26 protein-coding genes and 1 riboswitch are annotated in these 25444 nt (G+C 66.7%); of the genes, 9 read left to right on the forward strand and 17 right to left on the reverse strand.

All coding sequences use genetic code 11. The features are described 5' to 3' along the window. Nucleotides 1-453: a YybH family protein gene (locus tag AC13FN_RS15615; RefSeq protein ID WP_482984426.1), complete on the reverse strand. Its 453-nt coding sequence runs from the start codon at nt 451-453 to the stop codon at nt 1-3. Nucleotides 454-588: 135 nt separating this feature from the next. Here AC13FN_RS15615 and AC13FN_RS15620 point away from each other — a divergent pair, with 135 nt between their 5' ends. After that, nucleotides 589-1263: a hypothetical protein gene (locus AC13FN_RS15620; RefSeq protein ID WP_197578553.1), complete on the forward strand. Its 675-nt coding sequence runs from the start codon at nt 589-591 to the stop codon at nt 1261-1263. Nucleotides 1264-1323: 60 nt separating this feature from the next. Here AC13FN_RS15620 and AC13FN_RS15625 read toward each other — a convergent pair whose 3' ends face one another. The 4 genes from AC13FN_RS15625 to AC13FN_RS15640 all read right to left on the reverse strand — a co-directional run bounded on the left by AC13FN_RS15625 (nt 1324) and on the right by AC13FN_RS15640 (nt 4118). Next, a complete protein-coding gene (locus AC13FN_RS15625) occupies nt 1324-1698 on the reverse strand; it encodes a hypothetical protein (RefSeq protein WP_100049975.1) in 375 nt (124 codons plus the stop codon). A gap of 504 nt (nt 1699-2202) precedes the next feature. Then, on the reverse strand, nt 2203-3234 hold the full coding sequence (gene arsB / locus AC13FN_RS15630; RefSeq protein ID WP_049435424.1) for an ACR3 family arsenite efflux transporter: 1032 nt from the start codon (nt 3232-3234) through the stop codon (nt 2203-2205). Between the two features lie 13 nt (nt 3235-3247). Further along, complete coding sequence (locus AC13FN_RS15635) at nt 3248-3751, reverse strand: arsenate reductase ArsC (RefSeq protein WP_049435425.1); 504 nt, start codon at nt 3749-3751, stop codon at nt 3248-3250. A gap of 37 nt (nt 3752-3788) precedes the next feature. Further along, entirely contained in the window at nt 3789-4118 is a 330-nt protein-coding gene (locus AC13FN_RS15640) for an ArsR/SmtB family transcription factor (RefSeq protein WP_049435427.1), read from the reverse strand. A 17-nt stretch (nt 4119-4135) separates the two neighbouring features. Here AC13FN_RS15640 and arsH point away from each other — a divergent pair, with 17 nt between their 5' ends. After that, a complete protein-coding gene (gene arsH / locus AC13FN_RS15645) occupies nt 4136-4864 on the forward strand; it encodes an arsenical resistance protein ArsH (protein WP_049435428.1) in 729 nt (242 codons plus the stop codon). Between the two features lie 23 nt (nt 4865-4887). Here the strand turns inward: arsH and AC13FN_RS15650 are convergent, their stop codons facing one another. The 3 genes from AC13FN_RS15650 to AC13FN_RS15660 form a co-directional block, all read right to left on the reverse strand. Next, nucleotides 4888-5574, reverse strand: coding sequence for a L,D-transpeptidase (locus AC13FN_RS15650; RefSeq protein ID WP_049435429.1), 687 nt, complete (start codon nt 5572-5574; stop codon nt 4888-4890). Between the two features lie 157 nt (nt 5575-5731). Next, nucleotides 5732-6004 (reverse strand): hypothetical protein, encoded by a 273-nt coding sequence (locus tag AC13FN_RS15655; protein ID WP_010487149.1) that lies wholly within the window; start codon nt 6002-6004, stop codon nt 5732-5734. A 289-nt stretch (nt 6005-6293) separates the two neighbouring features. Then, nucleotides 6294-7364, reverse strand: a complete 1071-nt coding sequence (locus AC13FN_RS15660) for a serine hydrolase domain-containing protein (protein WP_230080522.1) — start codon at nt 7362-7364, stop codon at nt 6294-6296. Between the two features lie 200 nt (nt 7365-7564). Here AC13FN_RS15660 and AC13FN_RS15665 point away from each other — a divergent pair, with 200 nt between their 5' ends. From AC13FN_RS15665 to AC13FN_RS15680, 4 genes are all read left to right on the forward strand, one after another. Continuing rightward, the gene (locus AC13FN_RS15665; RefSeq protein WP_004134798.1) at nt 7565-8140 is read left to right on the forward strand and encodes an OmpO family porin; all 576 of its coding nucleotides are present in this window, start codon (nt 7565-7567) and stop codon (nt 8138-8140) included. Between the two features lie 125 nt (nt 8141-8265). Further along, complete coding sequence (locus tag AC13FN_RS15670) at nt 8266-9033, forward strand: helix-turn-helix transcriptional regulator (protein WP_482984368.1); 768 nt, start codon at nt 8266-8268, stop codon at nt 9031-9033. Nucleotides 9034-9101: 68 nt separating this feature from the next. After that, nucleotides 9102-9470, forward strand: a complete 369-nt coding sequence (locus AC13FN_RS15675; RefSeq protein ID WP_049435431.1) for a VOC family protein — start codon at nt 9102-9104, stop codon at nt 9468-9470. 59 nt (nt 9471-9529) lie between these two features. Beyond that, nucleotides 9530-9856 carry a hypothetical protein gene (locus AC13FN_RS15680; RefSeq protein WP_049435432.1) on the forward strand — a complete coding sequence of 109 codons (327 nt, stop codon included), beginning with the start codon at nt 9530-9532 and terminating at the stop codon, nt 9854-9856. 21 nt (nt 9857-9877) lie between these two features. Here the strand turns inward: AC13FN_RS15680 and AC13FN_RS15685 are convergent, their stop codons facing one another. Next, complete coding sequence (locus AC13FN_RS15685) at nt 9878-10810, reverse strand: DUF6624 domain-containing protein (RefSeq protein WP_482984367.1); 933 nt, start codon at nt 10808-10810, stop codon at nt 9878-9880. Between the two features lie 203 nt (nt 10811-11013). On the opposite strand from AC13FN_RS15685, the gene AC13FN_RS15690 reads away from it, so the two are divergent. Further along, nucleotides 11014-11988 (forward strand): Dyp-type peroxidase, encoded by a 975-nt coding sequence (locus tag AC13FN_RS15690; protein ID WP_049435434.1) that lies wholly within the window; start codon nt 11014-11016, stop codon nt 11986-11988. Between the two features lie 85 nt (nt 11989-12073). After that, entirely contained in the window at nt 12074-12490 is a 417-nt protein-coding gene (locus tag AC13FN_RS15695; protein WP_049480475.1) for a hypothetical protein, read from the forward strand. Between the two features lie 106 nt (nt 12491-12596). Here the strand turns inward: AC13FN_RS15695 and pnuC are convergent, their stop codons facing one another. The 7 genes from pnuC to AC13FN_RS15730 form a co-directional block, all read right to left on the reverse strand. Beyond that, complete coding sequence (pnuC, locus tag AC13FN_RS15700; RefSeq protein WP_217014800.1) at nt 12597-13166, reverse strand: nicotinamide riboside transporter PnuC; 570 nt, start codon at nt 13164-13166, stop codon at nt 12597-12599. Nucleotides 13167-13174: 8 nt separating this feature from the next. Then, on the reverse strand, nt 13175-15364 hold the full coding sequence (locus AC13FN_RS15705) for a TonB-dependent receptor (protein ID WP_482984366.1): 2190 nt from the start codon (nt 15362-15364) through the stop codon (nt 13175-13177). Between the two features lie 70 nt (nt 15365-15434). After that, nucleotides 15435-15530, reverse strand: a riboswitch (TPP riboswitch). A 43-nt stretch (nt 15531-15573) separates the two neighbouring features. Beyond that, a complete protein-coding gene (locus tag AC13FN_RS15710) occupies nt 15574-16698 on the reverse strand; it encodes a phosphotransferase enzyme family protein (protein ID WP_482984365.1) in 1125 nt (374 codons plus the stop codon). A gap of 125 nt (nt 16699-16823) precedes the next feature. Next, nucleotides 16824-17231 carry a glycine zipper 2TM domain-containing protein gene (locus AC13FN_RS15715; protein WP_005411889.1) on the reverse strand — a complete coding sequence of 136 codons (408 nt, stop codon included), beginning with the start codon at nt 17229-17231 and terminating at the stop codon, nt 16824-16826. A gap of 246 nt (nt 17232-17477) precedes the next feature. After that, a complete protein-coding gene (locus AC13FN_RS15720) occupies nt 17478-19460 on the reverse strand; it encodes a peptidoglycan-binding protein (protein WP_049435546.1) in 1983 nt (660 codons plus the stop codon). Nucleotides 19461-19571: 111 nt separating this feature from the next. Further along, nucleotides 19572-20342, reverse strand: a complete 771-nt coding sequence (locus tag AC13FN_RS15725) for a hypothetical protein (protein ID WP_482984364.1) — start codon at nt 20340-20342, stop codon at nt 19572-19574. Between the two features lie 378 nt (nt 20343-20720). Next, nucleotides 20721-21359: a response regulator gene (locus AC13FN_RS15730; RefSeq protein ID WP_010487129.1), complete on the reverse strand. Its 639-nt coding sequence runs from the start codon at nt 21357-21359 to the stop codon at nt 20721-20723. A gap of 74 nt (nt 21360-21433) precedes the next feature. On the opposite strand from AC13FN_RS15730, the gene AC13FN_RS15735 reads away from it, so the two are divergent. Continuing rightward, the gene (locus AC13FN_RS15735; RefSeq protein ID WP_482984363.1) at nt 21434-25030 is read left to right on the forward strand and encodes an ATP-binding protein; all 3597 of its coding nucleotides are present in this window, start codon (nt 21434-21436) and stop codon (nt 25028-25030) included. Here AC13FN_RS15735 and AC13FN_RS15740 read toward each other — a convergent pair. Then, entirely contained in the window at nt 25024-25425 is a 402-nt protein-coding gene (locus AC13FN_RS15740) for a c-type cytochrome (RefSeq protein ID WP_478413165.1), read from the reverse strand. The two genes, AC13FN_RS15735 and AC13FN_RS15740, sit on opposite strands and share 7 nt — an antisense overlap. Nucleotides 25426-25444: the final 19 nt, after the last annotated feature.

Consider the following 25444-nt stretch of genomic DNA (forward strand, 5'->3'; position numbering starts at 1 on the left):
TCACCGCGCGCGCGGCCGCGCGTTGCTGTTGTCCATGTCCGAGAAGATCACCCACGGCCCATCCCCCTCACGCTTCAGCGTGAGCGTGAACTTGCCGGTATCGCCCACGTTGTTGCCGTAGCTGTACGCACCGATGATGTAGCCCGTATTCCCCTCCACCGCATACGCCAGCGCACGCAACCGCAACGGACTGCTGCCCTGGCCGGCATACGCGGCCTCGATCGCGCTGCGGCCGCGCACCGGCGGCTGGTTGCTCTGCAGCACAAAGCCATCTTCGGCGAACAGCGCAGCCAGTGCCTTGGCATCACCGGTGCGCCACGCCTGCTCGTAGTCGCGCAGTACGCGATCCAGCGGTGCGGGCAGGGGGGTATCGAGCAGGCGCGCAGGCGTCGAGCCTTCAGCTCCGAACGCCATTGCGGGCGTTGCCAGCAGCAGGGCACTGCAGAAGATCATGGCGAGTGGTGTACGGCGCATGCGTCCGGCTCCAGGCGATGACGGGAAGCTACGAACGCATCCTAGCGCGGTGCTGGTTAGAATCACGCGGCCGCCAATTCGGCGGATGCAGCGCAGATCAGACAAGGACACGCGATGAAGATGCGAATCACCGGGATGGCGATGATGGCCGCGCTGCTGGCAGCCTGCGGACAGGCACCGGAGAAGACTGGCGAGACTGCACCTGCTGCGGCGACAGCGCCGACCACCGAAGCACCGGCCGCCACGGCCACCGTGGTCGAGAAGGAACCGTCCATCGAAGAAGGCGTGGATCCCGCTGTGTGGGACAACGAAGGCGAACCGGAAGACCCGAGTGCCGGCGGCGAACTCACCTGCAAGGACAACCCGCTGGCGACCCATTTCTTCACCCTGGTCGGCGGCAACACCGTGGACGACTGCGGCCGCAAGGACCCGAAGGTGCTGGCCGCGTTCGATGCGCTGATGAAGGGCACGCAGGACGCCGAATCCACCGACAAGGACATTCCGTCGCTGCGCAAGCGCCTGTTGAGCGGACCCAGCGGCCCTGGCGAGCTGCTGGTGCTGCAGGGCGAGCCGTGGTGGTTCTACACCGCCTGCCAGGCCCACGATTGCCCCGGCACCGCGTTGGCGATGTTGTACTCGCCCAATCAGTCGAAGCTGGTCGGCCGTCTTACCGCGCGCTGCCGTGTGTGGTGGCTGGGCGAGCCGACGGCGGAACAGCGTGCGCAGATCGAACAGCGCCAACCACTGCAGGATGCCGCGTTGAAGGAAGACAGCGCGCTCTGCGAGTGATGTGGCGCGCTCCGCAGCGCCGGGCCGCGCACGGCGCTGCAGTGTGCGTTGTTCCCCGTATTACCCTTCCGGCCGCATGCGCGCGCTGACCTGTGCGGCCAGCGACAGGCTGGCCATCATCAGGCCCTCCATCACGCGGTCGCCCACGTACTCCTCGTCGGGTCCGTTCTGGCGCACGCGCTCGGCAGCCAGCAGCATTTCCAGCGCCACGCGCAGCCCGGCCAACGCACAGTCCGCGTCGGCCAGCGCCATGCGGCGCCCTGGCATCTGATGACGTTCGGGCCAGGGCTGGCCGTCGGCGGCCGCGCCCTTGCCGATGCGGTCGAGCGTGGCGATGAAACCGTGCGGATCGTGCGGGTGCGGTGTTTCCGAGGGCGCGTCCGCGTTGGCGGGCACGTACTGCGCGCGCAGGCGGGAGGATTCGGGTGTGCTCATGGCAAGGGCTCCGTGCAGGACAGACGGCAGCCGCCACGCAAAGGTGGCGGGCGGAGACGTGGCTCGAAAACCGGGAGATCACGAACAAGACCGGCAGGCGCAAGGCCTCCACGCTCCGCCCGCCATGGCCGGCAGACGGATTACCGACCGGCGCCACACAAGGTGACGCCGGCCGGCAAGCGCAAAACAACGTTCGTGATCTGACGGGTTTTCGAGTCCCGGCCACCCTTTTCCGGTGGCACGTCATCTGTACCGCCGTCGCTGCGCAACGCCAATCAGACAAGTTGCAAACAGCGTTCGATCGAAGACGCTTTCAGCATTCTTGCATGTTGTTAAGTAGCCGCAGATCGAGGCGCCGCAATGGCCGCAGCGGCTTTGGCAATATGCGACACGGATCGAAGTTGAGGGTGTGGCGTGGGGCTGCATCACCAAGGCAATAACGACAGCGGCACGTCGGATCGGACATCGACACCGCAGGACCACGCTGGCCGCGCGCCTGGTCTGTCAGCGCTCCCCGCGCCTCTCATACCAGCCCTGGGTACGATTCACGATCCGCACCACAGACAGCATCACTGGCACTTCGATCAGCACGCCGACGACTGTGGCCAGCGCAGCCCCCGACTGCACGCCGAATAGCCCCACCGCTGTCGCCACCGCCAGTTCGAAGAAATTGCTGGCGCCAATCAGTGCTGAAGGGCCGGCCACGCAATGTGCCACGCCCAGGCGACGGTTGAGCAGATAGGCCAGGCCCGAGGTGAAATAGACCTGGATCAGGATCGGCACCGCAATCAGTGCGATCACCAGCGGCTGCTTCACGATCTGCTGGCCCTGGAAGCCGAACAGCAGGACCAGTGTGAGCAGCAGCGCACACAGCGAGACGGGCCCAAGCTTGCGAAGCACCCGCTGCAACGCTGCCTCGCCACGACGCATCAGGATCCAGCGCCGCAGCAACGCAGCCACCAGCACCGGCGCCACGATGTAGAGGCCCACCGACAGCAGCAGCGTATCCCACGGCACGGTGATCGCCGACAGGCCCAGCAGCAGTGCAACCACCGGCGCGTAGGCAACCACCATGATCGCGTCGTTCAACGCCACCTGGCTCAGGGTGAAGTTGGCATCGCCACGGCACAGGTTGCTCCACACGAACACCATGGCGGTGCAGGGCGCGGCCGCCAGCAGGATCAGCCCGGCGATGTAGCTGTCGATCTGTGCTGCGGGCAACCAGTCGGCGAAGGCATGGCGCAGGAACAGCCAGCCCAGCAGTGCCATCGAGAATGGCTTGACCGCCCAGTTGATGAACAGCGTTACGCCGATGCCCTTCCAGTGCTGCTGCAACTGGCGCATCGCAGTGAAGTCGACCTTCAGCAGCATCGGGATGATCATCAGCCAGATCAGTACCGCAACCGGCAGGTTGACCTTGGCGATCTCTGCGGATGCCAGCGCGGCAAAAGCGCCGGGCAGGACGTGGCCCAGCAGGGTGCCAGCCGCAATGCACAGCACAACCCACAGGGTCAGGTGTCGCTCGAACAGGCTCATGGCAGTGGCACCGTCACTGCGCGCCGTCGGTCGGCAGCAGCCGGCCGATCCGGTCCAGCGCCTGCTGCAGCGCCGAGCGGTCGGACCACACCGATTCGGGCAGCGCGAGCAATGCACGCAGTCGCAGCTTCACGATGGCATGGGCCTGCGCGAATGCTGCGGCCTTGTCGGCATCGCTACCCGCTACGGCCGCCGGATCGGGCAGGCCCCAGTGGCCGCGGATGAAATCACCGAACACCACCGGGCAGGCCTCCGCTGCGGCTGAGTCGCATACGGTGATGACCAGGTCCATCGGGGCTGCATCCACGAACTCATCCCACGACTTGCTGCGCAGCCCTTCAATGGGCATCCCTTCGGCCTGCAGCTGCGCCAGTGCGAACGGATTGACCTGGCCGGTGGGCTGGCTGCCGGCACTGAAGGCGGTGAAGCGATCGCCGTCCCAGGCGCGCAGGGTGGCTTCGGCAAGCACGCTGCGGGCACTGTTGCCGGTACAGAGGAACAGGACAGAACGGGTCATGGGGCAATCGCTTCGATGGGGAAGGTCGTATGCGGTGTCAGCACTTGCACGCAGGTGCTGCGGGTGCGCACTCAGCGTCCGGCGAGCCCGCGCAGCAGTTGTGCGTCAGGTACTCGATCAAGCCGTTCATGGCGCCGAAGTTGGCCCGATAGCAGACATGGCGGCCCTGGCTTTCGCTCTCCACCAGCCCGGCCTGCACCAGCTCCTTCAGGTGGAAGCTGAGCGTGGCTGGGGGCACCTGCAGGGCCGTGGCGATGTCGCCCGCCATGCGCCCTGCCGGGCCAGCCTCCACCAGCAGGCGGAAGGCAGCCAGGCGGGTGGCATGGCCGAGGGCGGTGAGGGCGGCGATTGCATTCAACGTTTCCATATTTCTAGAATAGTCGAATGAATAAGCCGATCACAAGTACCCACCTGCCCAACCTGGTGGAATCGTCATTGCCTCAGCCCGATCATCACCAGCTCGCCGCGGCAGATCTGGGGCCGCCACGCATCCTCCTGCTCTACGGCTCGCTGCGGCCGCAGTCGTTCAGTCGCAAGCTGGCGCTGGAAGCCGAACGGCTGCTGCGTCACCTGGGGTGCGAGACCCGCGTGTTCGACCCGCATGCGCTGCCGATGCTGGACAGCGTGGACACGAGTCATCCCGAAGTGCAGCGGCTGCGCGCGTGGTCGCAGTGGTCGGAAGGCCAGGTCTGGGTCAGCCCCGAGCGGCACGGCACGGTCACCGGCGTGTTCAAGAACCAGATCGACTGGCTGCCATTGGAGGATGGCAGCGTGCGGCCCACGCAAGGCAGGACGCTGGCGGTGATGCAGGTGAGCGGCGGCTCGCAGTCGTTCAACACGGTCAACACGCTGCGCGTGCTTGGACGTTGGATGCGCATGCTGACCATCCCCAACCAGTCGTCGGTGGCCAAGGCCTGGCAGGAATTCGATGAAGAGGGGCGCATGAGGCCCTCGCCGTACTACGACCGGGTGGTGGATGTGATGGAAGAGCTGGTGAAGTTCACGCTGCTGACGCGAGGGCGGTCGGATTACCTGGTGGACCGCTACAGCGAGCGGAAGGGCGACGCGCACGCCGCGGCATTGGCGCGGGCCGCAGGGGCTGCGGCTTCCTGAATTCCAATCTGCCGACGAGCGTGTTACTTGCTTGCGCGCCGCGCGCCCTTCTCGTCTTCGTCCTTCGCATCCCCGCGGCTCTGCGCGAATTCCGGGAACGTCTTCGCGATCGAATCCTTGTCCGGCAGGATGTAGAAGACGCCGCCCTTCTGGAACGTGGACGCCACGATCTGTTCGTAGAACGCGGCGGAAACATTGATGCAGCCGTGGGTGACGCGGTTGTCGTCGGGCGAGGGCGATGCCAGCCGTTCGGCGCGCTTCTCTTTCGGTGTGCCGGGTGGCAGTGGATGCAGCGAGACCGCCGAATCGTAGTCCACCCACAACACGCGCCCGGCATCATCAGAGGGGCCGTAGCCGCCGATGAAGCGGCCGGCAGGCGTGGTGCGGTCGTGGCCGGGAATCGCGCTCAGTGCGAGCTTGGCCACGCCGGGTGCGGAGTGATCACCGATGGCCGAACCGAACAGCGCCGGGGCCGCGCCGCGCAACTTGCCGTCACCGCCGAACACCAGGACCTGCGCCGCCGCCTTGTCCATGACCGCAAACGGATAGCCCTGGTTGTCCTTGCTGGCGACGACCCAGCCGGCCAGCTCGATCACCGTTTCGGACACGCTCTGGTCAGCCGGAAGTTCATCAATGGCGGCTACCGATGGTGCAGGTGCGTCCTTGTCCCTGGCGTTGGCTACGCCGCTGCACGCAACGACCAGTGCCATGGCCAGTGCGGCATGGAGGGCGCGGCGTGCAGGGGAGGAGTAGGTACGAATGGGACGGCTCCTTGCAATGCAGTCTTGGGTGGAAGGACGCCAGTGGCCGGCGAAGGCCACTGGTTCCCGATACAGAGATGGATCAATTCAAGCAGTGAGGGAGCGATTACCCGCGCGGCTTGCGGCCGGCCGGTGCCCTTTCAAGCTGCTGCACGCGACCTTCGATCTGGTCCAGACGCTGGTTGGCCTGCTGCGCGGACTGGTTGGCGGACTCCGCGCTCTGCGCAGCACCCTGCACCTTGACGTCGAGCTGGTCGAGACGCGAGTTGATGGTTGCAAACTCGTTCTTGTAAGAGGCGCAGGCGCCAAGGCTGACGGTGGCGATGAGCGCTACAGCAAGTGCGCGGGCCGTCTTCATGTGTTGCGGGTTCAGGTTCATTGCACTCCCTCCTTCGTCTGGGGAAGCTGGAATATAGCGGCGTTTGTTCCCGCTGCTGACAAGCGCTTTCAGCTGAAATTTGAATACGTGGATGGGTTGTGAAGTCCGCTTCTGACCCAGCATTAACAAGCGGGATCAGGCGAGCTGATGTACGCCGGCCGATCGCCTTGTGCCTGTTCAGAACAGCCAATTCATCTGTATGAAGCCGATATCACCCTGTGAGGCTTTCGCGTGTTCATACAGGCTGCAAACGCGGATTGCCCGTTGCCCGGTAGATCGGCGCGTATGGCTACTTCAAGGCCGGCAGCGTGAAGCCACTGCCGTAGACAATGCCAACGAGGGTCTGCAGGAAGTCAGAGGTTGGAATGCGCTCGCCATTGGTGGAGTACGCGATCGACACATCATCGGCAGGGTTGTAGATGACGCGCGAATGAGAGCCCAGTACATCGCCAGCGTGGCCCAGGAAGCGCTGCTCACCGAACGGGAACTCGGCCAGTCCTTTTCCCCAGCCCGCGCCGGCAACCGGCGTCATCCGGTCGAGGCTTTCCCTGCGCAGCAACCGGTTGTGGAACAGCGCGTTGATCAGCACGTTCAGTTCGCGCGTGGTGCCGGCGATGTCGCCCACGCCGATGACGTTGGTGTACGCGATGTCCTTGATCTCGTTCCACTGCCCTGCGTATGCATAGGACTTGAAGGTGTTGGCGGTGTGCGACGGTGCTGCAGCGAAGTGCTGCAACGCCAGCGGTTCTGCAATCTGCTGTTCGACGATGTGCTGGTAGTCGGTGCCGTAGCGCTGTTCCAGGATCATCCGCAGCAGCAGGTAGGCAGAGTTGGAGTAGGCCACGCGCGTCCCCGGCTCGAACGCAGTGCCCTGCCTTCGTATCTCGTCGAGGATCCGTGCCTGGCTAACCTCGTCCACCACCCAGACCGCGCCGTCCTTTATCGCGAAGTTGCCCAGGCCACTGGAATGCGCCAGCAGATGGCCAACGGTGATCTGCTGCGCCGACGGCATGTCGGGGAAGAAGTCCGACAGGTGATCGTCCAGGCTCAACCGGCCTTCTTCGATCAGCTTGAACGCCAGGATGGCGGTGACCATCTTGGTCACCGAGGCGATCTGGTAGCGGGTGCTGTCGTCGTGCGCGACGGGCGGCAGGCTGTTCTGCCCGAAGCTTCTGTTGTAGACCTCGTGGCCATTCCTGAAGATGGACACGCTGCCGACGCCTGCGTTGCTTTTCTCGACCTGATCGAGGAAGTCATCCAGCGTGCCCGCATTGACCCCCGCCGCAGAGGCGGCTGCATGCGCACCGTGCGCAAGCATCGGCATCGTGAGCAGCAGAAGCAGGCAAGCCAGTCTCTTCATCTCGCGACCCTGGGTTGGATTGATGCGTACGCAGCGCAGTTGGAGTTCCCTGAACGGGAGCCTTATTTATACACCAGTCAGTTCAATATTCAGGGTCGATTAGACCCCCTAACGGATAATTCACACCTGTCGACCGCCTCCTCTCTCTCCCCCTCCCGGGAGGCGGTCGACGAAACCAAAATAATTAAAGGTGTGTCCCGATGAACAAGAATTCGCTGCTCGCCCTGGGTCTTCTGGCTGCTCTGCCGTTCGCTGCATCGGCGACCGATGGCCTGTCGTACAACTACGTTGAAGGCGGCTACGTGAACACCGATGCCAAGGGCGGCGACGCCGATGGCTGGAAGGTGAAGGGTTCCGTGGCGGTGCACCCGAACTTCCACGTCTTTGGCGACTACAGCGCCCAGGAAACCGACAAGTTCAAGAATGACGTCGACCAGTGGCGCCTGGGTGTCGGCTACAACTACGGCATCGCACCGAACACCGATCTGGTGGCCCGTGTTGCGTACCAGAAGTACGACGAGAAGCGCGGCCTGGACTTCAACGGCTATTCCACCGAAGTGGGCGTGCGCACCGCGTTCAACCCGTACGTGGAAGGCTACGTGATGGCCGGCTACGAAGATTTCAGCAAGAAGCACGGTTACAACCCGGACGGCGAGTTCTACGGCCGTGTGGGCGCCACCGCCAAGTTCAACCAGAACTGGGGCCTGAGCGGCGAAGTGAAGCTGGCCAAGGCCGGCGACCGCGAGTGGTTCGTGGGCCCGCGCTTCACCTGGTAACAAACGCCTGTCGTTAGTGCGTGTTGTGCTGGCGTGTGACTCTCTCTCTCTCTCCCACACGCCAACCGAAGCCCGGCCTCGCGCCGGGCTTCACTTTTATGGGCCCTGTGGCGCCACAATGCGGCATGGGCGACCCTTCCTCCCTCGCAGGTACCGGCACGGCCTACCAGGAGCATCTGGCGCCTGCGCCGCTGCGCGGCCACTTTGGCCAGCTGTGGCAGAGCCAGCTTCCTGCCGATGCCGATGGGCACATCACCGTACTGCCCGATGGCTGCGTGGATATCCTCTGGCGCGACGGTGCGTTGTTCGTGGTCGGCCCGGACCGCGTGGCCGCGCACCCGGCGCTGGCACCCGGTGCGCAGGTGTTGGGGGCACGCTTCCGTCCCGGCCAGGCGTTGGCGGCACTGGCCCTGCCTTTGGCCGAGATCATCGGCCAGGCCGTGCCACTGGCCGATCTGAAGGGCGCGTGGGCGAGCAGGGCTGCAGCCTCCATTGGTGACACCGCGCCTGCACAGCGCCTGCAGCGAATGGCGCACTGCCTGCACCAGCATATGAGTGCGGCCGCGCTCGATACCCCGGCGCGGCGCGCCCATGTCCTGTTCCAGGCGCTCGCCGCTGGTCACGCCACGCTGGATACGCTGGCGGCGCACTTGAGCCTGAGCCCGCGCAGCCTGCGGCGCTTCAGCCAGTCGCAGTTCGGCTATGGGGCGAAGACGCTGGAGCGGATCCTGCGCCTGCAACGTTTCCTGCGCCACAGCCGCGCGCTGCCGCAGCACTCGCTGGCAATGCTGGCCGCCGAGGCCGGCTATGCCGACCAGGCCCATCTCAGTCGCGAGGCGCGTGAGCTGGGTGGCATGACCGCACGCGAACTGCGCCTCGAATGGGGCCAATGATGGCCGTTTCGTTCAAGACCTCGATGCCGCGCTGATTGAAGCTGGGGCTCCCACCACGGAGCCACGCCATGAGCCACGTCGCACCCCACGATGCCGAATGCCGCATCGACAACATCGAATTCAACGTCGCCGACATTGCCCGCAGCAAACGCTTCTACGGCGAGGTGTTCGGTTGGCACTTCACCGACTACGGGCCGGCCTACACCGAGTTCTACGACGGCCGTCTGAAAGGCGGCTTCGTGTCTGACGCACCGGTGCGTGCACACGGGGGGCCGCTGGTGATCCTGTACTGCGCGGACCTGGCCGAGACGCAGCAACGCGTAGTTGCCGCCGGTGGCGAGGTGGTGCAGGCGGTGTTCGCGTTCCCCGGTGGTCGCCGCTTCCACTTCCGCGATCTGGACGGCTATGAGCTGGCGGTCTGGAGTGATGCGACCTGAACCTGCTGATGCCCGCCGCGGAGCATGCATACTGGGCCGAGCCAGGCAGAGTCCAGCGCATGCTGATCCCCATTTCCGCGTATGTGCAGCAGGCCGACGGCAATACCGTGCAGGTGGTGGTGCTGGACGCAGACGCGCGTGCGGCGTTGCAGGCACTCGGCGTGGCGGGGCAGGCGGCGACATTGTGCGCCGAAATGGACGACGACATCGGCAAAGCCCGCTTGTTCGCTGCCCTGCGTGACCGGGGCGTAGCGTTCTTGGCCGGTCGCGAATGGAGCCCGGCCGAGGTCTTTGCCTGGCTTCGCGACCGCGGTCTGCTCGAAGGTCCGTATCTGCGCATCGCCTGGAACGACCCACAGCAGTACGCTGTCTGCATCGAGCCGTGATGCGTCCAGGCTGATACGGCCCTAGCGGACCGGCTTGCGATACGCCTCCGACAGCGTGGCCTTGTACTGCGCCAGCGGTTGCAGCCCCATGGCCTGGCGCCGTGCTTCCAGTCCGTCCATGTCTTCGGTGGGCCGCAGCTCCATCGTGCCGTCGCCGGCGGTGGTGAGCTGGCTGCCGTAACGCTGCGGCTTGCCCTGCGCGAGCAGTACGCGATCGGTCAGCAACGCCAGATCGGGAAGATCGGCCTCGCCGGCCTTCGCCGCATGTTCGATCAGCGGCAGTACCTGTGCCTGGAACGCGGGATCGTGATCGGCGTGCTGGACGATCAGCCAAGCCGCCTTGGCTCCGTCATGGCCGACCCGCGAATAGGTCGGCCAGCCCTTGTCGGCAATCACGGTCTTCAACCAATCGGCATTGGCCTGGGCCACCGGTGCTACGCCCTTGAACGCATCGCCACCCCCCGCGTCGATGGCCACATGCTGGGCGGCCTGGTCACGTCCGGCGCGTTCCAGCAGCTCTTTGCGCAACGGTGCGTCCAGCTGCGCGAGGCGTTGCTGCTCGGCGGCTTCCACGCGCCGCTGCATGTCCGGCCACGCCGGATCGGCGCGCAGGGCGTTCAGCCCCGGCCGATCCTTGTGCAGCAGATCATCGAATGACAGGCGCCCGCGGGGCAGCAGTTGGTTCACGTAGTCCATTGCCTGGCTGCGGTCGCCGGCAGCGGCCGTGCATTCAACCAGCAGCAGCTCGCCGCCGTCGGCGAAGCGGCCACCACGCTGCAACAGCTCGCCGAGCAGTCGCGCGCATCCGCTGAAGTCATCGGCGCCGTAGCGATCTAGGGCGGTGAAGAAGGGATCCTCGGCAGCGGCGTGCGCGCCAAGCGGTGTGCCCAACGCCAGAGCGAGGGCCACGGTTGTGGCGGATGCGCGCAGCCACTGCATCGATGTATGGGACATCAGCGTCTTCCTCCGTGAAGTGCAGGGATGGCCACGTGTTGCCGGCCTCATGGCGCAGGCTAGCAGTGTCATGGCGCTGTCTCAAACGCACGCGGCATCCGCCGCGACCTGAGAACCGCTCCGTCGCCGATCAGGGGCTTCGGCTATGATCGCCCGCACATCGCCACACGCGATGCGCCCGCCTCAAGCCAGCAGGAACCGCCGTGAACTCCCAGCCCGCACCGATCACCGCCCTCAACCACACGCTCGACAACGAGCCGCAGCAGATCACCGCGCCACTGACCCATTCGGCGGCATTCCTGGTGCTGAAGGTGAAGGATGATGAGGCGTCGATCGCAAAGGCGCGCGAGGTACTGGCCAGCACCGATGACCTGATCAAGAACACCGCCATCCGCGAGATCGAGCGAACCTTTACCTGCAACGTGGCCATCGGCCACCGCGTGTGGCAGCCGCTGGTCGGCACCACGCCGCCGCGTGAGCTGCAGCCGTTCCGCGAGATCAAGGGCGCGACCCACACCGCCGTATCCACGCCCGGCGACCTGCTGTATCACATCCGCGCACGCACCATGGATCTGATCGTGGCGTTCGAGCGCAACCTGCTGATGGCCTTTGGCGATGCGGTGGAGACGGTCGATGACGTGGCCGGCTTCCGCTATTTCGATGGCCGCGACCTGCTCGATTTCGTCGACGGTACCGCCAACCCGGAAGGGCTGTCGCTGCCGGAAGCCACCATCGTGGGCGAGGAAGACCCGGAGCACGCCGGTGGCAGTTACGTGGTGGTGCAGAAGTACCTGCACAATCTTGATGCCTGGCGCGCACAGAAGACCGAAGCGCAGGAAGCGATCATCGGCCGCACCAAGCACGACAACATCGAGCTGGATGACGCACCGGCGGATGCGCAGAAGTCGCACAAGACGCTGTGCACCATCGAAGACGCCGACGGCGAGCACGAGATCCTGCGTGACAACATGCCGTTCGCCAACCCGGGCCGCGGCGAATACGGCACCTACTTCATTGGTTACACCCGCCGCCTGTGGGTGATCGAGAAGATGCTGGAGCGCATGTTCATCGGCAATCCCGCGCCGCTGCACGACCGCATCCTCGATTTCTCCACCGCAACCACCGGCGTGACCTTCTTCGCGCCCTCGCGCAAAGTGCTGGCTGATCTGGGCGATTGATCGCGCCGGGCAGCGGCGACCGCCATCTGCCTGTCATCTACCGCCCCGACCATCTGCTGTTGGATGCGAGTGCAGGAGGCAGGCGATGGCGATGGCAAGGAACACAACCGGCGCACGCCGCTGGTGGCGGCCGCTGGCCGCGTTGTTCGGTGCGCTGGCACTGGGGAGCGCCGCGGTGTCCGCGCAGGAAGCTCCTGCGCACTGGATGGCCTACGCCGCCGCCGTGGGGGGCCAGCTGCAGCAGCGCCTGCAGCAGGAGCAGGACCCGCAGGCGCAGCGCGTGCTGGAATGGCTGCAGGCACATCCGGATGCACCGACGCCGCTACCGGTGAGCGTGTGGATCGCGGCGGATGGCCGCATCTCGAAGCTGGAATTCGACAGCCTGGGCGATGCCCAGGTTGACGCAGACCTGCGCGCGACCCTGCAGGCAGCGCCGTTGCAGGCGGCGCCACCGGCCGACATGCGCCAGCCGCTGCGGCTGGGCCTGGTGCTTACCCAGTAGATCCACACCATGCGTGGATATGCCTGGTAGATGCCGACCTTGGTCGGCAGGCACGCCAACCAAGATTGGCGACTACCGGTGGCCCCCAGCCACGCATGGCGTGGCTCTACTGCGTTGCCACCTGCGGTTCACGCGCGGCCGCGCTCCATGCGCGCAGGCCGAACACGGCCAGGCCCAGGAAGAACACATACAGCGCGGCGGTCACGTGCAGCGACTTGAACAGGTACGCGCCCACATAGACCACGTCCACCGCGATCCACACCCACCAGCAGGCCACGTGGCGGCGCGCCTGCCACCACTGGCCGACCAGGCTCAGTGCGGTCAGCATCGCGTCCAGCCACGGCAACGCGGCATCGGTGAAGGTGTGCATGGCTGCCCCCAGCGCCACGCCACCGCACAGGCCGATGGCCAGGTCGCGCAACAGCTTGCCGCGCGCCAGCGGCACGATGCGGATGCTGCCCTCATCGGCGGCGTGCTGGCGCCAGTTGAGCCAGCCATAGATCAGGAAACCGCCGAAGGCGACCTGCAGCAGGGTGTCCGAGTACAGCTTGGCCTCGGCGAACACCAGCCCGTACAGCGTCACCGACAGCAGGCCCACCGGCCACGCCGCCAGCCGGCGCCGGGCCATCAGCCAGACGCCGAGGATGCTGCACAGCGCGGCGGTCCATTCCAGCATGACGCCGCTCACAGCGCGAACGTCACCGACAGGCGGGCCTGTCGCGGCGCGCCGGGGAACAGGTAGTAGTCACCGCCGCTGCTGCCGGTATCACGCCAGTAGAAGCGGTTGAACACGTTGTCCACCGACAAGTTCCAGGTCACCGCACGCTCGTGCAGGCGATGCTGGAAGCGCAGGCCGGCGTCGAACACCGAGTAGTCCGGTGCGCGCACGCCGCCGTCGGCGCGCGCCACGTTGGCACCGGCATAGCGCCAGCCGCCGGTCACATCCAGGCCCGGCACGAACGGCAGCGCGTAGGCCACGTGCACGCTGGCGCGTACCTTCGGCACGTTCACCAGCTGATGACCTTCATAGGCCGGGGTACCGGTGTCGCGCGCGCGCGCCTGCAGCACGCTGGCACTGGCCACGATCTGCAATGTATCGGTCAGCCGGCCGTTGGCGGTCAGCTCCAGGCCGGTGTGGGTCTGGGTGCCTTCCTCGACGAAGGTGTAGCCCACGTCGCTGTTGTCCGGCTTGGCGTACTGGTACGGCTGCGAAATGCGGAACACGGCCGCACCGAGGGTCAGCGCCTCGACCGGCACGTACTTCACGCCCACTTCCAGCTGCCGCGACTGCACCGACGGCAGGAAGGTGTCGGCGTTGCTGGTCCAGAACGGCGCTTCCTGGCCCAGCGATATGCCGCGCACGTAGCTGGCGTAGGCGTTGAGCTGGTCGGTGGCCTTCCACACCACTGCGGTCTGCGGCAGGAAGCGCGACAGGCGGCTGTGCCGCTGCGGGACGCCACGCTTGTCGTAGGCACGCTCGTCCAGGCGCACGAAGCGACCACCGGCCAGCCATTGCCAGTCATCGCCGAAGCTGATCCGGTCCAGCGCGAAGAACGCGGTCTGGCGGCTGTCCAGGCGACGTGCGGACGGGCCCGGCATCTTCGGCGACGGTGCGAACACCGGCACCTGCGCATCGTGGATGTTGGTGGTGCCAACGTATTCGTTGACGCTCGGGCGCTTGTCCACGGTGCGGCGGAAGTAGTCGGCACCGATGGTCAGCTCATGGCCGACGCTGCCGGTCTCGAAACGGCCGCGCAGCTCGGCACGGGCCTGCTGGTTGCGGCGGGTGTCGTCCGGGCTGCGGTAGTCGTAGATGTCGTAGTCGCCGTTGGGTGCGAAGTAGTTGCCTGGCACACTGCCATCGGCGCATTGCACGGCGTAGTAGCAGCCGTAGGCGAAGGCGACGTTGTCGTCGATCACCGAGCGGCTGTGGCCGACCGAGACGCGCGACTGCCAGGCGTCGTTGAAATCGTAGGTGTGCAGGGCGGTGATGTTGGTGCTGGCGATATCCACCGGACGCTGCCACGGCTGGTAGCCGAGCAGATGCTCGCGGTCGACGCCGCGCGGCAGGTCGCGTGCGCCCAGCAGCTGGTAGCCGGACACCGAACGCTGCGAGCTGGTCTGGTAGTTGGCATCCACTTCCAGCTTGCCGCGTTCGCCGATCAGCCAGTCGGCGGCCAGCGAGTAGAAGTTGCGGCGGCCATCGGCGTGCTCGACATAGGAATTGCTGGAATCCCATGCGGCATTCAGGCGCAGGCCGAAACGCGGGGTGATCCAGTGGCCGACATCGACGGCGACGTAGCGCGAGCCTTCCGAGTCGGTACCGAGCGTGGCGGTGCGCACTTCGGCCGGGCGCTTGCCGATGTAGTTGATGATGCCGCCGGGCGCCATCACGCCTGCGGCCAGACCGGCTTCACCCTTGAGGATCTCAACCGACTGCACGTTCTCCAGCGCCAGGCGCTGTTCGCCGGCGATGGACAGGCCGTTGAAGCGATAGCCGGTGGCGGCGTCCAGGGCGAAGCCACGGATGGCGATGTTCTGGTAGTAGCCCACCGGCGCATACGCATCACCCAGCGAGGCATCGTTGCTGGCCAGCTCGGACAGCGAACGCACCTGGCGGCGATCGAGGTAATCGCGCTCGAGCACGTTCACCGAGGCCGGCGTGTCCTTCCAGCTGCCGCCACCGAAGGCGTTCACGCGTGAGGTATCGGCCTTCGGTTTGCCGGCCTGCACGCGCACCGCCGCAAGCTCGGTGGGCGAGCGCTCGGCGCCGGTGGCAGCCACATCAGGGGACGCCTCGGCCTCGCGGGCATGCAGCGGCAGCGCGGCGCAGAGGGCGAGGGAGAGCAGGGTGGGGCGAAGGCAGCGGTTCATTCGATTCGTCTTCGGACAACAAGGGAGACGAAGCGACGGCGCGCAGGTGCACCGGCCCATGACGGGGGTGTGGCTGCGGCTCAAAGCTCCCTACGCCGGTGCAAACCGGATCAGGTTCCAAGGGACTCTCTCAGCCTGGCAGATCCAGGCACCCCCGCTTCAGGTGACCATTTCACTACAAATGGTACGGATTTGCGAGCCGGCGCCCTTCAGGCTGCCGCGTGCAGGGCCTGCAGCAGTGCCTGTCCCGGCGCGCTGTGGAACCACGCCGGGTGCCCCAGCATGAAGGGCTGCCACGCCACGTCGGCATTCGCGGTCGAGCCGGTGACGCCTTCGAAGTACTCCACTTCGGACAGTGCGAAGTCGAAATGGACCATCGGCAGCAGGTCGGCCAGCAGGTGCACGCGTGCCGCCGACAGCGGCAGTACCTGGCGGTAGCTGTCGAGCAGGGCCAGCGCGATATCGATGCGCACCGCCTCCATGCCGCGCTCCAGCTCCAGCCACGCCACCGCGTTGCGCTCGATCGCGGTGGCGAGGTCGAACAGTGCGCTGGTGGGCGAGGCCAGGCCGAAATCCAGCACGGTACTGATCTGCCCATCGCGCCACAGCAGGTTGGAAACATGCCAGTCGTTGTGGGCCCACAGCCGCGGCTCGTCGCGCAGGCGCTTGGCCAGGCCGGCATGCCACGGCAACACGTCACGCTGCAGCTGCGCTTCCCACGGAATGCGCGCGAGATAGCGGGCCAGCCCGGGGCGCTCGTGCAGCCCTGCCTTGATGGCCGCGATCGGATCGTCGGCGCGGATCAGATCGTCGCGCGCGACCAGCACATGGGTGCTGCGCTGCGCCGAGTGATAGCTGGCCGCAGCGCGGTGCAGCTGCGCGAGTGCGCGCCCGGCTTCGCGGGCCTGTGCGACATCGGTCAGCAGCGACCACGACACGGCGTCGCGGTACAGGTCCTCACCGACGCCAACCGCATGCAGCTCGAAGGTCCATTCGCCATGCTCGACGGCGCTGTGGCCATCGGTGGCCGGCAGCACCTGTACCACCGGCACGCCGGCGGCGGCGAGATGGACGATGAAGTGGTGTTCTTCTTCCAGGCAGGCCGCACTGCGCACGTTGTGGTGGTGGCGCTTGATGAACACCGCGCCGTCCACACCGTCGACGATCGCGGCGGCCGACAGCGGTCGGGGGCTGTGCCAGCGCGGTTGGCTGTGCTCGCCCAGCTGCGGGTAACGCCGGCGCAGCCACGCGATGTCCGCCGCGCTGATCGGTGGCCAGTCGGCAGCGACCTCGTCGTTGTTGAGGCCCTGCACGCGGTGGGAAGAAGAAGTCATGCCGCAGCCCCGGTGGGGAAAGTCACATCCAAGGCTGCGCATTCAACGCCATGCACGCGGCCAACGCAAACGGGCGGGTCATCGACCCGCCCGTCCGTGCATCGGCATGGGAGATGCCGCGCTGCTTACCAGCCGCGATGGCGACCGCGGTCGTGGTAGTAGCGGTTGTCGTAGTAGCGCTCGCGCTGCCAGCGACGGTCGTCACCGCGGTCGTAGTAGCCGCTGCGGTAGTAGCCACGGTCGTAACGGCGATCGTAGCGGTCGTCGTAACGACGATTATCGTAGTAACGGCGGTCGCGGCGGTCGGAGGTGGTCAGGTTGCCGATCGCCCCGCCGGCCACGGCGCCGCCCACGGTGGCCGCAGGATCGCCGTTGGAGAGCAGGTTGCCGGCCACGCCACCGACCACGGCGCCGACCAGGGTGCGCTTGTCCTTCCTCGACATCGCGCTGGCATCGCTGACCACGGCCACACCGGCCACCAGTGCCAGAGCCATCGCCAGACCACGGAAGCTGAGTGCGGAAGTACTGAGCATGTTCGTTCTCCTGTGAGGTGCATGCCACGCTGGGCAGGGAGGGCGTGGGGCGCCCCGGCTGCCGTGGTGTCCACGCTGGCGTTCCAACATTGCCGGAACATTGCCTGGTCCACCGTGCGGCTTGCGCATTCATCTAGCGGCAGGCGGCATGAAGCAAGGCTGAAAGCGGCCTCGGCCGCTCAGCTGGCAGAAAGGGAAAAGGCCACGCGGACGTGGCCCTCCCTTCTCTCCCAAGGCGCTGCGGGCTTAGACGCCCATCGCCTTCTGTGCCTGCCGGGCCTGCTCCTGCTGGGCATCCTGCTGCTGGTGCAGCACGTTCGGCGCGCCCTGCACGGCACCGCTGCTGAGTGCCAGGCTCTGCTCGCTGGCGGCACGGGTATCCACCGCCACGCGGCTGGCGGCGGGGTCACCGATCGTGCCCTGCACGGCAAACAGGCGCTCACCGTTCGGGCTCGGCACCACCGTGTCGATGCGCTGCAGGCCGGCGGCATGCGCCTCCTTGGTCAGGGCCGCAGCGGCGCTTTCCAGCGCGTGGCGATCCTTGAAGGTGCCTGCCGGCATCAGTTCCAGACCCTTGCTGGCCTGGATGAACAATGGATTGCGCGGGTGCCGCTCGTCGTTCAGCAACGGCCGTTCGCGGGCTTCCTTGATGGCCTCCAGCGTCTTCACCCCGACAATGCCGTCGGCCACCAGCCCGTTGTCCTTCTGCAGCTGGCGCACCGCCGCGTCGGTGTTGCGCCCGAAGCGGCCATCCTCGACCAGCGGCTTGCCGTCGGCACCGACGTAGCCGAGGTGGCCCAGCTGCTCCTGCACCTTGCGCACGCCCTCGCTGTGCGCGCCCTGCTTGTACAGTTCGGCGTGCGGGGTGGCAGCGGCCTTGTGCTCGGCGGCAGGCTTGCCCTGGGGCTGCTCATGCGACTGGGTGCGGTTTTCCAGCAGGTCGCGCGCCTTGGACAGCGGATCGGTGGCGTACAGCTTCCAGTTCGGGTGCTCCTTCACCTGCTTGAGGTAGTCCTCGACCGGCATGGTGTGCACGCCCTTGCTGCCGGTGGACTGGCTGATCAGCAGCTTGTCGGTGTTGGGGTCGCGCACCACCATCACGATGTGGTCGATGCCGTTCCAGTGCTCATGGCGGGTCTTGGCCGTATCCAGGCCGATGATCATGCCTTCCTTCAGCGCATCGGGCTTCAGGATCGCGTCGCGGTCCAGCAGCACGCCGGACTGGTCAAACGCCTTGCGCACGATGCCACCGGAACCCAGGTTGCCCAGGTCGATGCGATCGGCCTTGCTGAACACCGCATGCCCGGCCTTCTGGTTGATCTCGTCCATGGTCCGGTTCTGCAGCGTGCCGACCCAACCGGAACAGTCGATGTAACCCTGCTCCACGTTCTTGCCGGTCTTGCCCGGCACGTACAGCGCGTGACCCGGGATGTTGATGGCGTACTTGACGTGGTCGTACTTCAGGCCTGCGTCGTAGGCGGCCTGCAGTTCGATGCCCGGCTTCGGCGCGGCAGCAGCCGTTGCGGTCGCCGCCAGCGTGGCAGCACCGGCCGCCACGGCGGCGCTGGCCGCTGCCGGGGTCTGGGTCTGGCCCGACGCTATCGTCTGCGGCGCGATGTTCTTTTCCGGAATGCTGATCGCCGCGTACTTGTGGATGTAGTAGCTGGAGAACGTCCGCGCCAGGTCGCCATCGTTCATGCCGCGCATCTCGGCCAGGGTGTGGCCGGTCAGCGCCTTCGCGTCGGAACCGATCTGGTTCAGCACGTTGCGGCGCATGTTGATCTCTTCGCCGTGGCTGTTGCGCACCACGCCGAAGGTGCCGGTGGCAATGGCGGTCTGCACCGAGCCATAGCCGGCGCTGCCCTGCTGGTGGGCCAGGTACAGGTCCAATCCGGTGGGCGTGTTGCCCCCGGACAGATACGGGTTGCCGGTGCGCTCGTTGCGGCGCGCCATCGAGTCCAGGTTGTCCTGGTACATCTGCGCGGCCGCTTCGGTGTTGCGGGTGGGGTCGAACTCGTGGCCGGTCAGGTGGTACTGGCGCGCGGAGCCGGGCACGAACTGGAACAGGCCCTTGGCACCCGACGAGGTGTTGTGGGCACGCTCGTTGAAGCTGCCACCGGTCTCGATGTGCGCGAAGCGCATGAAGTCATCGACCGGGATGCCCTTGTGCCGGGCAACCTGCTCGACGATGTCCAGGACTTCCTTTCTGCTGTAGTCATGCTGTGCCATGACGTTTTCCTCGGGGTTGATGGAGCGGCGCATGCCGCGAATCGCCAACCGGACTCATCCGTGAGTCAAGAACATGTCGGTCAACAGGGAACCCGCGCGTGGCGGGTGCTATCAGGGCGCGACGTACTGCTGGGTCGCGCTGTCGAAGGTGTAGTGCACGGCGTCGCTGGCACCCAGTGCGCGGGTCTTGCCGGGGCCTTCGATGGTGGTGCCCTTGAAGGTCACGGTCAGGCGCGGCAGGCCGTTGCCGTCGGCAGCGAAGGCCAGTTCGCCGTCGCTGCCGGTGCAGGGCATTACGTTGCCTTCGTCGCAGGCGGCACTGTTGTCCTCACCGGTGCGCACCGAGCCGACATAGCGCCAGACCTTGCTGTCCACGTCGTCTTCGCTGCGCTTGGGGTTGAACAGCAGCAGCGCATAGCCGGTGCTGCTGATGCCGCGGTCGAAGCTGCTGGTCGGCACCGCCAGCAGCAGGCGGCCGTCGGCGGTGCGATGCTCAAGCGGCTTGCGCCGGGTATCGACATCGTCGGCCTTGTCGTACGCGCCCAGTGCGCCAATGGTCCATTCCTGGCCACGGAACTTCCAAGGCTTCCTGGCGTCGGTGCCGGCCAGCACGAAGGTGGCCTCGGCGAGGTTGGCGCGGTCATCCGGACCGGCCGGCGTCTGCTCGCCCGGCTTGCCGTAGTGCTCGCGGGTATCCCAGGAGAAACCCGTGTAGTACGTGGTGCCATCGAGGGTGAAGGTGTGGCCGAACCAGAAGGTCGCCACGCTGCCGTTCTGGACCTCATAGGAGGTCGCGCCATCGCCGTCCACCTGGTAGGTGAAATACATGACGGTCGGCGCGTCGGGCGGGGTGACGGCGGTATCGGGGGTGGGGGTCTGCATCGGGGCAACATCCTGTCGGGGCGCATTGGCAGCCTGCGCAGGAGCGCCGGGCTGGGAGGACGAGGGGGCCGGATCGGCGGCGCTGCAGGCGGCAGCGGAAAGAGAGACGAGCAGGCACGCCGCGAATGCGCGCAGGGGCCGCACCGGCAGGGTCCAACGTAGCTTGGGGGGATGATGCATGCGCCTCTCCATGGTCAGCGTTGCCGGGCCAGACGGCCGGCAGGAAACCGCACCCCATCCACCAGGGACGGGAGCGAGGACATGAGCCGGTCGATTCCTTCGACCTCGCATTGAGAACTCATGCCGGGCCATCTTGGCACAGATCGGCGACGGGTCAAAGAGGGCGGTGGCAGATGCCCTTCTTGTGTGATCTGGCTCTCAGATATTGCCGTCGCGCAGGTAATCGAACAGCTCGGCGTCGCCCTTCAGGCCCAGTTTGAGCATGGCGTCACCCTTCTGCCGGCTGATGGTGCTGACGCTCTTGTGCAGCTGCAGCGAGATTTCCTTCACGGTCATGCCGGTGCCCAGCAGCCGCAGCACCTCCACTTCGCGTGGCGACAGCGGCTTGCCGTCGCCCTCGCGCATGCGCCAGCTGCCGGCGGCCTCGACCCGCTCGCGCAGGCTTCGGCTGATGTAGGGCTGGCCCCGGTAGACCGACTGGATGGCCTGCGGCAGTTCGTCCATCGACGAACTCTTGTCGACCAGGCCGAGCACGCCGCTGTCGAGCACCATGCGCAGGATCGCCAGATTGTTGGAGACACTGAGCATCAGTACCGGCAGGTCGGGATGGCGGCGGCGGATCATGCCGATCATGGCGAAGCCGTCGGCCTGTGGGCTGCCCGGCATGGAGTAGTCGGTCACCAGCAGGTCGCAGGGCTGGCTGCCGAGCAGGGCCATCAGCGCCTGTGCACTGTCGGCTTCGCCGACCACGCGGCCAACCCCGCTTGATTCGATGACGGCGCGGGTACCGATACGGACCACCGGGTGGTCGTCTGCGATGATGATGCGCAAGCTCATGCTCTAGTATGACCACCGGGCAGGCCGGGCCGCGACCATCGCGGTTCCTGGCAGATTCTAGGAGATCGACGCCGATGCGTAGCTGGGCTGTTCGCGGGCTGGTCCTGCTGCTGGCCGTGCTGGCGTTGCCTGCGGCGCTGGCACAGGCGGTGCCTGGACCGTTGTCGCTCACGCCGCTGCAGCGCGAGTACCTTGCCGCGCATCCGAGCATCGTCGTGGGCCAGTATGACAGTGGCTGGCCGCCGTTCGAGTCCCTCCGTGATGGCCAGCAGGTCGGCCTGGGACCCGATTATCTGTCGCTTCTCGCCCGTCAGCTAGGCATGAAGGTCGAGGCGAGGCGCTATTCCGACTGGACATCCGTGCTGGATGCGGCATGTCGTGGTGAGATCGACGTGGTGATGAATGTCGGTCTCAGTGCCGACCGCACCCGCTGCATGGTCTATACCGCCGCCTATGGCGAGGCGCCGCTGGCCCTGGTGGGACGCCCGGATGATCTGCGCGCCTCCGACATCCCCGACCTGGATGGACTGCGGGTGGTGATCGAGCAGGACTTCCTGACCGGCCCGCAGGTGCGGGCACGCTTCCCCCGGGCACGACAGCTTGTCGCAAACAGCTCGCTGGCGGCGCTGGAGATGGTCAGAGACGACAAGGCTGACGTTTACATCGGCAATGCGTACGTAGCCACCGAACTGATCGCCCGCGAGGACCTGCAGGGGGTCGTGCTGCTGCGCCCCAGCGATCTGCCGCCCGAACGGCTGCACTTCGGCATTCCCAACAGCAAGCAGCCGCTGGCCGAAGCGCTGGACCTGGCGCTGGCCGCGACCAGCCAGGCCCAGCGCGATGCGCTGGTGCAGCGTTGGCTGCCACCTCCGCGGTGGTCGGCATCGGCACAGCTGGCGCTGAGCCAGGCCGAGAAGCGGGTACTGGAGCAGCCGTTGAAGATCGGCTTCGCGCCGAACGCGGCGCCGCTGTCGTTCGCGGACCAGGATGGCAGACCCAGCGGCCTGGCCAACGAATACCTGCGGCGTTTGCTGCAGGCCGGCGCCAACCTGCAGGTGGAAAACAGCCATGACTGGTACGAGGTGCGCGAGAAGGCGCGCCGCGGCGAGCTGCAGGCGGTAATGGGCATTCCTGCCGATTCGCGCTACCTGGGCCCGGACTGGGTGTTCAGCCAGCCCTTCATCAGCGTGCCGAACGTGATCGTCAGCCAGCGTGACAGCCCGGCGTTGCTGGGCCTGTCCGACCTGCAGGGCAGGCGGGTGCTGCTGTCCGATCCGGAGCGTGTGCGTGGCTATGTGCTGCAGCAGGCACCGCAGGCCCGGATCATCGCGGCGCGCAGCGCGGAACAGGCCCTGCAGCGCCTGATCAATGGCGACGCCGATGCCTATGTAGGCAATCTGGCTGTGGTTGACCATCTGCTGCGCAGCCGCTTCCCGGGGCGCCTGCAGGTGGCCGCACCGGCTGGCTTCAACGATCAGCTGGTGCTGGCTGTCGAGCGCCGCCATGCCGCCCTGGCCACCACTTTCGACCGCCTGCTGCTGCAGATGACCCCACGCCAGCGCGAGGCCCTGCGCGGCGACTGGCTGGCCGTCGAGTATCGCAACGGGCTGGACTGGACCAGCGTGGCGCGCTGGGGCGTGCCGCTGCTGCTGGTGCTGCTCACCGCACTGCTGGTGCACGCCATCGGGCATTGGCGGCTGCGCCGCGAGGTGGCCGGGCGACGTCATCTGGAACAGCGCCTGGCCGAAGTCACCGACAACCTGCCCGCCGTGGTCTATCAGGCGCGCCGTGCGGCAGACGGAACTCTCAGCTTCCCGTTCATTGCCGGTGACCTGCAGGCGTTGTTCGGAATCAGCCGGCAGCAGGCCGAGCAGGATGCAAGGTGCCTGCTGGAGCGCATCGAGGAAGACGATCGCGAGCACATCCTGCATGCGGTCGAGCAGGCGGCGCGCCAGTTCGCACCGCTCATTCTGGAATTCCGGCTGCGACCTGAAGGTGCCGGCGCGCGCTGGGTGCGCAGCCAGGCCCATCCCTATGCGGCGGAAGCAGGCGCGGTGACCTGGAGTGGTTACTGGGTGGACGTCAGCGAGGCGCGTGCGCAGGCCGAGGCCCTGACTGCGGCCAAGGCCGACGCCGAACAGGCCGCGGAAGCGAAGTCGCGTTTCCTGGCAACCATGAGCCATGAGATCCGCACGCCGATGAGTGGCGTGCTGGGCATGCTGGAAGTGCTGGCGCATTCGCCGCTGGATGCCGAGCAGCAGCGCATCCTGGGGGTGATCGAGGATTCGGCGCAGATGCTGCGGCAGATCCTCGACGATATCCTCGATTACTCGCGGCTGGAGGCCGGCGCGCTGCGCCTGGAACCGGTGCCGCAGCCGCTGCGGCCATTGCTGGAAAGCGTGTGCCGGTTGTTGTCGGCGCAGGCCAGTGCGCGTGGGCTGGACCTGCACGTGCAGATCGACCCGCAGCTGGCGGCCGCGCACGAAGTGGATGGTGTGCGCCTGCGCCAGATCGTGTTCAACCTGCTCAGCAACGCGATCAAGTTCACCGTGCGCGGCGAAGTGCGGCTGCGGCTGGAAGTGCTGGGGCCGACCGCCGAGGACGGCAGCCAGCCGCTGTGCCTGAGCGTCACCGACACCGGCATCGGCATCGCACCGGAACAGCTGCAGCACCTGTTTGCGCCGTTCACCCAGGCCGGTGCGTACATCCAGCGCGACCATGGTGGTACCGGCCTGGGCCTGAGCATCTGCCAACGCCTGGTGCAGATGATGGACGGCGAGCTGGAGCTGCACAGCACGCTGGGTGAGGGCACCCGCGCCGAGGTGCGGCTGTCGCTGGTGGAAGCCGGCAGTGGTGATGTTGAGGCGCTGGTCGCTGAGCAGGAGCAAGCGTCGCTGCTGCCGCCGGCGCTGCGCGAGGCACGCGTGCTGGTGATCGAAGATCATCCGACCAACCAGGCGATGATGGCCTGGCGCCTGCAGCAACTGGGCGTGCCGCATGTGCTGGTCGGCGATGGCCAGCAGGGGCTGGATCGGTTGGCGTCGGAGCCGTTCGATCTGGTCATCACCGATTGCCGGATGCCGATGCTGGATGGCTTCGCATTCACCCGCCTGCTGCGCGAACGCGAGGGCCGCAACGGCCAGCCGCGGCTGACCGTATTGGCGCTGACCGCCAGTGTGCTGGACGACGATGCGCGGCGCTGCCGCGAGGCCGGTATGGACGAAGTGCTGGCCAAGCCGCTGTCACTGGCCACGCTGCGTACCGCGCTGCTGCGCTGGTTGCCGCAGGCGCAGGGACAGTCGTTCGAGGAGCTGGCCGAGTCCGCTGCCGACGATGGTGGGACGCTGCCCGATCTGGACAGCCTGCAGCGGCGCTTCGGCTCGCGCGCGGTGGCCGAGCAGCTGCGCGACAGCCTGGTGCAGGCCAGCGAAGGTGATCTGGCGGGCATACAGCGCGCCGTGCAGGCCGGTGACCGCATGTCTGCCGCACTGCACCTGCATCGTCAGGCCGGTGGATTGGGCGCGGTGGGAGCGACGGTGCTGGCCGGGCAGGCCAATGCCCTGGTCGAGCGCCTGCAGGACGCAGCCGAGACCGATCCGGAGCCGTTGTTCGAGGCGGTGGCGGGGTTCGTCGCGCGGCTGCAGCAGCAACTGCAGCGCCTGGCTCACTGAGCCGGCTGCTGCTGCAGGTAGGCGATCACCAGCGCGCGGCGTTCTGCGCTGGGGAAAGCGTTGTACATGCGCGTGCCGGGCACCACGTGGGTAGGCGACTGCAGGAACGCATCCAGGGTCTGCGCGGTCCAGGTGATGTCGGCGCGGCGCATGCCGTCGGAATAGCCGTAGTCGGGCAGGCTGCCGGCGCGACGACCGATCACGCCGTGCAGGTTCGGCCCGAAGCGGTGGATGCCGCCGGGCTGTACGGTGTGGCAGCCGGCACACAACTCGAACGCGCGCTGCATGGCCTGCTGGTGCGCCTGTTCCGGCGTGGCCGGAGCCGCAGGCGGGCGCTGGCAGGCCGTGGCCGCCAGGGCCACGACAACGGTGATGGGCAGGCAGAAAGCGCGCATGGGCGGGCAGGATAGCGAC

This window comes from Stenotrophomonas sp. 115C5 (genome assembly GCF_056861055.1).

Coding starts and splice junctions, on each gene's coding strand:
- AC13FN_RS15615 (WP_482984426.1), bottom strand. CDS start 453: ATGATCTTCTGCAGTGCCCTGCTGCTGGCAACGCCCGCAATGGCGTTC.
- AC13FN_RS15620 (WP_197578553.1), top strand. CDS start 589: ATGAAGATGCGAATCACCGGGATGGCGATGATGGCCGCGCTGCTGGCA.
- AC13FN_RS15625 (WP_100049975.1), bottom strand. CDS start 1,698: ATGAGCACACCCGAATCCTCCCGCCTGCGCGCGCAGTACGTGCCCGCC.
- arsB (WP_049435424.1), bottom strand. CDS start 3,234: ATGAGCCTGTTCGAGCGACACCTGACCCTGTGGGTTGTGCTGTGCATT.
- AC13FN_RS15635 (WP_049435425.1), bottom strand. CDS start 3,751: ATGACCCGTTCTGTCCTGTTCCTCTGTACCGGCAACAGTGCCCGCAGC.
- AC13FN_RS15640 (WP_049435427.1), bottom strand. CDS start 4,118: ATGGAAACGTTGAATGCAATCGCCGCCCTCACCGCCCTCGGCCATGCC.
- arsH (WP_049435428.1), top strand. CDS start 4,136: ATGAATAAGCCGATCACAAGTACCCACCTGCCCAACCTGGTGGAATCG.
- AC13FN_RS15650 (WP_049435429.1), bottom strand. CDS start 5,574: ATGGCACTGGTCGTTGCGTGCAGCGGCGTAGCCAACGCCAGGGACAAG.
- AC13FN_RS15655 (WP_010487149.1), bottom strand. CDS start 6,004: ATGAACCTGAACCCGCAACACATGAAGACGGCCCGCGCACTTGCTGTA.
- AC13FN_RS15660 (WP_230080522.1), bottom strand. CDS start 7,364: ATGAAGAGACTGGCTTGCCTGCTTCTGCTGCTCACGATGCCGATGCTT.
- AC13FN_RS15665 (WP_004134798.1), top strand. CDS start 7,565: ATGAACAAGAATTCGCTGCTCGCCCTGGGTCTTCTGGCTGCTCTGCCG.
- AC13FN_RS15670 (WP_482984368.1), top strand. CDS start 8,266: ATGGGCGACCCTTCCTCCCTCGCAGGTACCGGCACGGCCTACCAGGAG.
- AC13FN_RS15675 (WP_049435431.1), top strand. CDS start 9,102: ATGAGCCACGTCGCACCCCACGATGCCGAATGCCGCATCGACAACATC.
- AC13FN_RS15680 (WP_049435432.1), top strand. CDS start 9,530: ATGCTGATCCCCATTTCCGCGTATGTGCAGCAGGCCGACGGCAATACC.
- AC13FN_RS15685 (WP_482984367.1), bottom strand. CDS start 10,810: ATGTCCCATACATCGATGCAGTGGCTGCGCGCATCCGCCACAACCGTG.
- AC13FN_RS15695 (WP_049480475.1), top strand. CDS start 12,074: ATGGCGATGGCAAGGAACACAACCGGCGCACGCCGCTGGTGGCGGCCG.
- pnuC (WP_217014800.1), bottom strand. CDS start 13,166: ATGCTGGAATGGACCGCCGCGCTGTGCAGCATCCTCGGCGTCTGGCTG.
- AC13FN_RS15705 (WP_482984366.1), bottom strand. CDS start 15,364: ATGAACCGCTGCCTTCGCCCCACCCTGCTCTCCCTCGCCCTCTGCGCC.
- AC13FN_RS15710 (WP_482984365.1), bottom strand. CDS start 16,698: ATGACTTCTTCTTCCCACCGCGTGCAGGGCCTCAACAACGACGAGGTC.
- AC13FN_RS15715 (WP_005411889.1), bottom strand. CDS start 17,231: ATGCTCAGTACTTCCGCACTCAGCTTCCGTGGTCTGGCGATGGCTCTG.
- AC13FN_RS15720 (WP_049435546.1), bottom strand. CDS start 19,460: ATGGCACAGCATGACTACAGCAGAAAGGAAGTCCTGGACATCGTCGAG.
- AC13FN_RS15725 (WP_482984364.1), bottom strand. CDS start 20,342: ATGCAGACCCCCACCCCCGATACCGCCGTCACCCCGCCCGACGCGCCG.
- AC13FN_RS15730 (WP_010487129.1), bottom strand. CDS start 21,359: ATGAGCTTGCGCATCATCATCGCAGACGACCACCCGGTGGTCCGTATC.
- AC13FN_RS15735 (WP_482984363.1), top strand. CDS start 21,434: ATGCGTAGCTGGGCTGTTCGCGGGCTGGTCCTGCTGCTGGCCGTGCTG.
- AC13FN_RS15740 (WP_478413165.1), bottom strand. CDS start 25,425: ATGCGCGCTTTCTGCCTGCCCATCACCGTTGTCGTGGCCCTGGCGGCC.